Source organism: Streptomyces sp. NPDC059355, from assembly GCF_042752335.1.
Classification (GTDB): domain Bacteria; phylum Actinomycetota; class Actinomycetes; order Streptomycetales; family Streptomycetaceae; genus Streptomyces.
This window is the reverse complement of the sequence record NZ_JBHYXN010000012.1, coordinates 204,921-211,475: the sequence shown is the minus strand read 5'-3', so window position 1 is coordinate 211,475 and position 6,555 is coordinate 204,921. Positions and strand designations below refer to the sequence as shown.

Sequence of the window (6,555 nt, the reverse complement as noted above, 5' to 3'; positions counted from 1 at the left end):
CTGCGCGCCGGCCGCACCCTGGGAGCCACCGGCCTCCAAGGCGCCCGACACATCGTCATGCCCGCCGCCCTCCCCGGCTACCTCGCCGGCCTCAAACAAGGCTGGGCCTTCTCCTGGCGCTCCCTCATGGCCGCCGAAATCATCGCCAGCTCCCCCGACCTCGGCCTGGGACTCGGCCAACTCCTCGAAAACGGCCGCAACAACATCGACCTCCCCGGCGTATTCCTCGCCATCACCCTCATCCTCGTCGTCGGCATCGCCATCGACCTCCTCATCTTCAGCCCCGTCGAACGCCGGGTCCTGCGCACCCGCGGCCTCCTGGTCAAGAGCTGAGGCGCGCCGTGCGTTCCGTGTTCCGCGCCCCCGGCGCCGGCCCCGCCTCCGCTCCCGTGCTGCTGGTCATCGCCCACGGCAGCCGCGACCCGCGGCACGCGGCGACCGTGCACGCCCTCACCCGGCGGGTGCGGGCGCTGCGGCCGGGGCTGCGGGTGGAGACGGCCTTCCTGGACTTCGACACCCCGACGGTGGCGCAGGTGACCTCCGCCCTGTACCGGTCCGGCGTACGGGAGGTCGTGGCCCTCCCGCTGCTCCTGACCCGGGCGTTCCACGCGAAGTCCGACATACCCGCGGTGCTGGCCGAGGCCACGTCCCGGCTGCCGGACTTCTCGGTCCGGATCGCGGACGTCCTCGGCCCGTCCCCGCTGCTGGTCGGCGCCTTGGAGCGCCGCCTCGCGGAAGCGGGCCTCACCCCGGCGGACCGCGCCACCACCGCAGTGGTGCTCGCGTCCGCCGGTTCCTCCGACCCGGAGGCGATCGCAGTGATCGCTGAAATCGCGCGGGAGTGGCGGCACACCGGTTGGTGCGCCGTGCGGCCTGCGTTCGCCTCCGCCCGCCTGCCCCGTACGGAGGACGCCGTACGGGCCCTGCGCGCCGAGGGCGTCCGCCGGGTGGCGGTGGCCCCGTACGTCATCGCCCCCGGGCGCCTGCCGGACCGTATCGCCGCGGGCGCGGAGGCCGCCGGGGCGGACCTGGTGTCCGGTGTCCTCGGCGCGGCCCCCGAGCTGGCCCGCCTGCTCCTGCGCCGCTACGACACGGCGCCGCGCAGCGTGCCCCTCCTCTCCGCGGCCTGATGCCGGGCCCCGTCTGATTCCCGTTCGGGTGAACCAAGGGCTCGGGCCAGCGGATCATGGGTAGTCCAGCCGCGAGATTCCGTGCATCACACAACGGGATCGATCGTCCTGGCCGCCCCTGGAGGGCAGATGTCCATGTCACGCCGCACGCGCAAGCTCCTCACCACGTCCGCCGCCGCCCTGATCCTGTCCGCCGCGGGGGCGGGTCTCACCGCCCCCGCGAGCGCCGCGCCCGCGAACGCGCCGAGTGCCGTGCGGCAGGCCCGCGTGGCGGCGTTCAATGCCACTGGGGTCTGGACCATCTACCAGAGCAACGCCACCGTGCGGGTGGACCTGAGGCAGGACGGCAGCGGGAACCTCTTCGGATCCACGTCGTCCGGAAACACCGTGGGGACCGTGCAGGAGGGCTCCGTCACCGGGAACGACATCTACTTCGTCGTCCAGTGGAACCACGGACCCAAGGGCCGCTACACCGGCTCCCTCGGCCAGGACCGCCGGCTCTCGGGCCTCACTGTCGACCTGAACAACCCGTCCAGCCAGGCGACCTGGCGCAGCGACCGCACATTCTGACGCACCGCCAGGTCGTGTCGTCGAAGTCCCGTCCGGCCGGCGGGGCCTGGCCTCTCGGGCGGCCGCCTCGCCACTTCGACGACACTCCCTAGGCCCTGGCCGCCGCCTCGTCGGCCAGGGCCGTCAGGTCCTCGATCGACATCGCGCCCGGCGGCAGGCCCTCGCGGGCGAAGATGTTCGCCGCGTGGCGGAGGGTGTCGTTCACCGGGGTCGGGACCCCGTGGAGGCGGCCCAGCAGGGAGATCTCGCCGTTGAGGTAGTCCGCCTCGATGGAGCCGGTGCCCCGGTGCAGGGACTGCCAGGAGGAGCCGCCGCGTACGCCCGGAGGCTGGCCGACCTTGCCGTCACGGGCCGCCGCCTGTTCCGCTTCGGAGGCGTACGAGATCCCCGCCGCCCCGAGCGCCGCCCGCCCCTCCCGCTGCGCGCGCAGCAGCAGGGCGGCCTTCGCCGGGTGCGGCTCCGGGCCCGTCGTCGCCTGGACGGCGTTGCCCAGGTTCCCCAGCAGCTTCGCGTACTTCCAGCGCATCACGTCCTCGACGACCGGCGCCTCGAAGCCGGACTTCTCCAGGTCGGCGGCGATCCGCCGGGCCCGTGCGTCCGCTCCCCCGGCCGCGAGCCCGATGTGCAGGATGCCCGTCAGCGGCGCGCACAGCGCGGAGACCACGCCCGGCTCCAGGAAGGTGGCGGGCAGCCAGACGCAGACCCCGTACACGCGGGCGAAGCGGCGCAGCGCCAGCCGTTCGCTCTCCACCCCGTTCTGGGCGCACAGCACCGGCAGCCGCTGGGCCGCCGTACCGCCGCCCGCCACTTCCGCGTCGCCCCACGCGTCGAGCGCGGCGATCGCGTCCTGGGTCTTCACCGTGAGCAACAGGACGTCTTCGGGGCGCAGTTCACCGAGTTCCGCCGGGCCCGTGACCACGGGGATCCGGTGCACCCGGGCCCCGTCCGCCGTGGTGAGCCGCAGCCCGTCCGCCGTGAGGGCCTCCGCGTGCGCGCCGCGCGCGACGAGGACGGCCTCGGCACCCGCCTCCGCCAGCCGTCCGCCGATGGTCGCGCCGATCGCCCCGGCGCCGATGATGATGTAACGCATGCTCCGGAGCCTGGCACATCCGGCGCCCTGCGTTACCGTCGGGGGCATGGTGGACGACGTGTTCCTTCTCGGCGGAGAGCTCCCCGTACGGCGGCTCGGTCTCGGCACGGGCGGCCTGGTCGGCCCCGGCTACTGGGGCCCGCGCGGCAGTCGCGCCGAGGCCCGGGCGCTGCTGCTCACCGCCGTCGAGCGCGGTGTCACGCTCATCGACACCGCCGACAACTACGGCCCCGACCTGGCCGAGCAGCTGATCGCCGAGGCCCTGCACCCGTACGGGGAGCAGCTGGTCGTCGCCACGAAGGGCGGGGTGGTGCGCACCGGCCCCGACCGGTGGCACGCCGCGGGGCGGCCCGAGCAGCTGCGGGCGATGTGCGAGGCGAGCCTGCGGCGACTGCGGGTGGAGAGCATCGGCCTCTACCAGCTGCACCGCTTCGATCCGGCGGTCCCGGTGGCGGAACAGCTGGGCGCGCTGGCCGCGTTGCGGGCGGAGGGCAAGATCCGGCACATCGGCCTGGACACGGTGACCGCCGAACAGCTGCGGCAGGCACTGGAGGTGGTCCCGGTGGCTTCCGTGCAGAACCCGTACAACCTGATGGACCGCTCCTCGGCTGAGGTGCTCGCGCTGTGCGAGGCGCGCGGGATCGCGTTCCTCCCGTACTACCCGCTGGGCAGCGGCGCCCTGACGCGCGAGAGCGCGGCGGCGGTGACCGCCGTGGCCTCCGAGCACCGGGCGGGGCCGGGGCAGATCGCGCTGGCCTGGCTGCTGCACCGGTCGCCGGTGCTGTGCCCCACGCCCGGGACCGGGTCCCCGGCCCACCTGGCCGAGAACCTGGACGCGGCGACCATCCGGCTGACGCCGCGGGAGATGTCCGTACTGGACGCGCTCGGCCGGTAGCCCGGCGCCGTCGCGGCCGTCAGCCGGCCGTGAGCTCGACGAGTTTGGCGACGGTGTTCCAGTTGCGGGTCGTCGCGTCGATGCCCTTGAACACGGCGGGCTTGTGGAGCGCCTCGCCCAGCTTGGAGCGGCCCAGGCCGTCCGGGGCGTAGAGGTAGACCACCCGGTCTCCGATCCGGTACTCCTCCGGGAGGTACGAGGGCCCGTCGATCGAGGCGAACCGTTCCTCGGCGGGCTGTGCGGAGAGGAAGGTGGCGTGCAGCTGCCGGCCCTCCAGCTCGGCGGCCGGGAAGGGGCAGGTCTCGGCGACGGCCCGCAGGTACTCCCCGTCGGCCACCAGGCAGGCCACCGCGAAGCCGAAGCGGGCCTCGATGGCCCGCTCCAGCTCGCGGGCCAGGGCTGCCGGGTCCTTCTCCGGGCTCGCGAAGACGGCGTTGCCGCTCTGCAGGTACGTCTGGACCTCGGTGAGGCCGAGCCCTGCCAGGACCTCGCGCAGCTCGGCCATCGGGACCTTCTTGGCCCCGCCGACATTGATTCCGCGCAGCAGGGCGGCGTACTTCTTCGTGGTCATGACCGAACGATAGGGCGACGCACCGACAATGCGGGCAGTGCGGGCAGTGCGGCCTCGATGAGGTCGGCGGCCTGTCGCGTACCGCCCTCGGCGGCCATCTGCGCGCGGATCGCCTCGGCGCGGGCGGCGACCTCGGGGTCCGCGACGAGTGCGAGGACGGCCTCCCGCAGGGTGCGGGCGTCGGCCTCCTCCATGGGGACGTGGCGGGCTACGCCGAGTCCCTGGAGCATGTCGGCGTTGCCGAACTGGTCGGAGGCCTGCGGGACGGCGACCATCGGGGTGGCGGTGGCGAGGCCTTCCTGGCTGCCGCCGGCGCCCGCGTGGGTGATGAAGGCGTCGGCCTGGCGCAGGATGCCCAGCTGGGGGACCCAGCGGTGGACCTCCACGTTGGCGGGGACGGCGCCGAGTTCGGCCTCGTCGGTGGACTTGCCGATCTGGAGGACGACGTGCCAGTCGGGGAGGTCGCCGAAGGCCTCGGCGCAGGCGCGGTAGAAGGCGGGCTGCCTGGTGAAGGTGGAGCCGAGGGAGACGAGCAGCACCTTCTTCCCGGCGGCCGCTTCCGGGCGCTCCCAGGTGCCCTGGGCGGCGCTGCGGTCGCCCTGGCAGGCGCCGACGAAGGTGTGGACGGTCTCGTCGACGCGGTCGGCGTGCGGCTGGAGGGCGCGCGGGATGAGCACGAGGCTGCGGCGCGGCCGGCCGACGAAGGGGTCACTGTCCTCTTCGATGCCGTTCTCGTCGAGCCAGGCGCGGAAGCGGGCGTAGTACGCCCGTCCGCGCTCGGTGGCGCGCAGCGGGGCCGTCATCGGCTCGCCGACCTCCTCCTCGTATCCGGTCCAGGCGACCAGGTTCGGGGAGAGGGAGACGGCGGGGACGCCCCAGCGGTGGGCGAGTACGCGCGCCGGGTAGGAGGTGATGTCGTGGAGGACGAGGTCGGGCTCGTCGCCCTCGAAGGCGGCGGCGAGCTGCGGCAGTGCCTGGATGGCGTCGTTCAGGAACGGCTCGATGTTGTCGATGAGCTCGGTGCCCCAGGCCTCGGGCTCGTCGCCGGTGGGGAGGGTGGAGTTCCAGATCACCGGAGCGGCACCGGTCTCCGCGATCTTCCCGGCGAAGGAGGCCGGGATGGCGTAGCTGACCCGATGGCCGCGGGCGACGAGCTCCCGGATCACTTCGATGCTCGGGTTCACGTGCCCGTGGGCGGCGATGGAGAACATGGCGATGTGCGCCGGCTTGGCCGGGATGGCTGAGGTCATGCATCGAGGCTAACGAGACGATACGTCTCGTGCAATGCGATTTTCCGGCCACGCACGGACCGGGGTGCGAAACTGGGCGGATTCACGAAGATCGGGATCCGGAGAGAGGCTCGGAACGACGGCATGGACGAAGCGCAGGCCAGGGACGTACTGACGGCGGCGGGCCTGACGGGCCCGGCCGGTCCGGCCGGTCCGGCCACACTGCTGGCGCTCGGCGAGAACGCGGTGTTCGCGGTGGGCGGGCTGGTGGTGAAGGTCGGCCGGGAGGCGGCGCTGCTGGAGCGGGCCGGGCGGGAACTCGCGGTGGCGGGCTGGCTCGAACAGGCCGGGATCCCGGCGGTCCGCGCGGCCGAGCCGGAGGCCCGGCTGGTGGCGGGGCATCCGGTGACGGTGTGGCACCGCCTCCCGGACCCGGTCCGCCCGGCCGGCCCCGAGGACCTGGCGGTGCTGCTGCGGCGGATCCACGCCCTCCCGGCGGCGCCGGTCGCACTGCCCGCGCGGGACCTGCTGGACGGGGTCGAGCGCTGGCTCCGGCTGGCCGGGGAGTCCGTCGACCCGGCCGACGCCGCCTACCTGCGGGCCCGGCGCGACGCCTACGCCGACGAGGTGGCCGCGCTCACCCCGCATCTGCCGCCGGGCCCGATCCACGGCGACGCCCTGCCCCGCAACGTCCACGTGGGCCCGGACGGGCCGGTCCTGGTGGACCTGGAGACCGTCTCGGCCGACCTGCGCGAGCACGACCTGGTGGTGATGGCCCTCTCCCGGGACCGGTACGGCCTCCCGGCGCAGTCGTACGAGGCCTTCGTGACGGCGTACGGCTGGGACGTACGCGACTGGGAGGGCTGCGCGGTGCTCCGCGGCGCACGCGAAACGGCCAGCTGCGCCTGGGTGGCCCAGCACGCCCCGACCAACCCGAAGGCCCTGACCGAATTCCGCCGCCGCGTCACCTCCCTGCGCGACGACGACCCGGAAACCCGCTGGCACGCCTTCTAGGGGGTGCCCGCGAAGCAGCGCCGCGCGCCCGGGGCAGGCGGGACTTTGCGGACACC

Annotated in this window: 7 protein-coding genes and 1 pseudogene; 5 read left to right on the top strand and 3 right to left on the bottom strand. The window is 74.0% G+C overall.

All coding sequences use genetic code 11. From position 1 onward, the window contains the following. The 3 genes from ACFXGI_RS14940 to ACFXGI_RS14930 all read left to right on the top strand — a co-directional run. The coding region (locus ACFXGI_RS14940; protein WP_384705973.1) for an ABC transporter permease at nt 1-333 on the top strand (333 nt) is incomplete at its 5' end. A 17-nt stretch (nt 334-350) separates the two neighbouring features. Further along, complete coding sequence (locus tag ACFXGI_RS14935) at nt 351-1,130, top strand: sirohydrochlorin chelatase (RefSeq protein WP_384705987.1); 780 nt, start codon at nt 351-353, stop codon at nt 1,128-1,130. A 135-nt stretch (nt 1,131-1,265) separates the two neighbouring features. Then, the gene (locus tag ACFXGI_RS14930) at nt 1,266-1,700 is read left to right on the top strand and encodes a hypothetical protein (protein ID WP_384705971.1); all 435 of its coding nucleotides are present in this window, start codon (nt 1,266-1,268) and stop codon (nt 1,698-1,700) included. Between the two features lie 88 nt (nt 1,701-1,788). Here ACFXGI_RS14930 and ACFXGI_RS14925 read toward each other — a convergent pair whose 3' ends face one another. Then, entirely contained in the window at nt 1,789-2,790 is a 1,002-nt protein-coding gene (locus ACFXGI_RS14925) for a ketopantoate reductase family protein (protein ID WP_384705969.1), read from the bottom strand. 46 nt (nt 2,791-2,836) lie between these two features. Here ACFXGI_RS14925 and ACFXGI_RS14920 point away from each other — a divergent pair, with 46 nt between their 5' ends. Further along, nucleotides 2,837-3,685, top strand: coding sequence for an aldo/keto reductase (locus tag ACFXGI_RS14920; protein WP_384705967.1), 849 nt, complete (start codon nt 2,837-2,839; stop codon nt 3,683-3,685). Nucleotides 3,686-3,704: 19 nt separating this feature from the next. On the opposite strand, the gene ACFXGI_RS14915 is transcribed toward ACFXGI_RS14920, so the two are convergent. Then, complete coding sequence (locus tag ACFXGI_RS14915; protein WP_384705965.1) at nt 3,705-4,256, bottom strand: DUF1697 domain-containing protein; 552 nt, start codon at nt 4,254-4,256, stop codon at nt 3,705-3,707. Continuing rightward, nucleotides 4,253-5,547 (bottom strand): annotated as a pseudogene (gene mgt / locus ACFXGI_RS14910) (macrolide-inactivating glycosyltransferase). The gene ACFXGI_RS14915 and the pseudogene mgt overlap by 4 nt, the downstream one beginning before the upstream one ends. Nucleotides 5,548-5,629: 82 nt before the next feature. Here mgt and ACFXGI_RS14905 point away from each other — a divergent pair. Continuing rightward, nucleotides 5,630-6,499 carry a phosphotransferase enzyme family protein gene (locus ACFXGI_RS14905; protein WP_384705963.1) on the top strand — a complete coding sequence of 290 codons (870 nt, stop codon included), beginning with the start codon at nt 5,630-5,632 and terminating at the stop codon, nt 6,497-6,499. Nucleotides 6,500-6,555 lie beyond the last annotated feature (56 nt).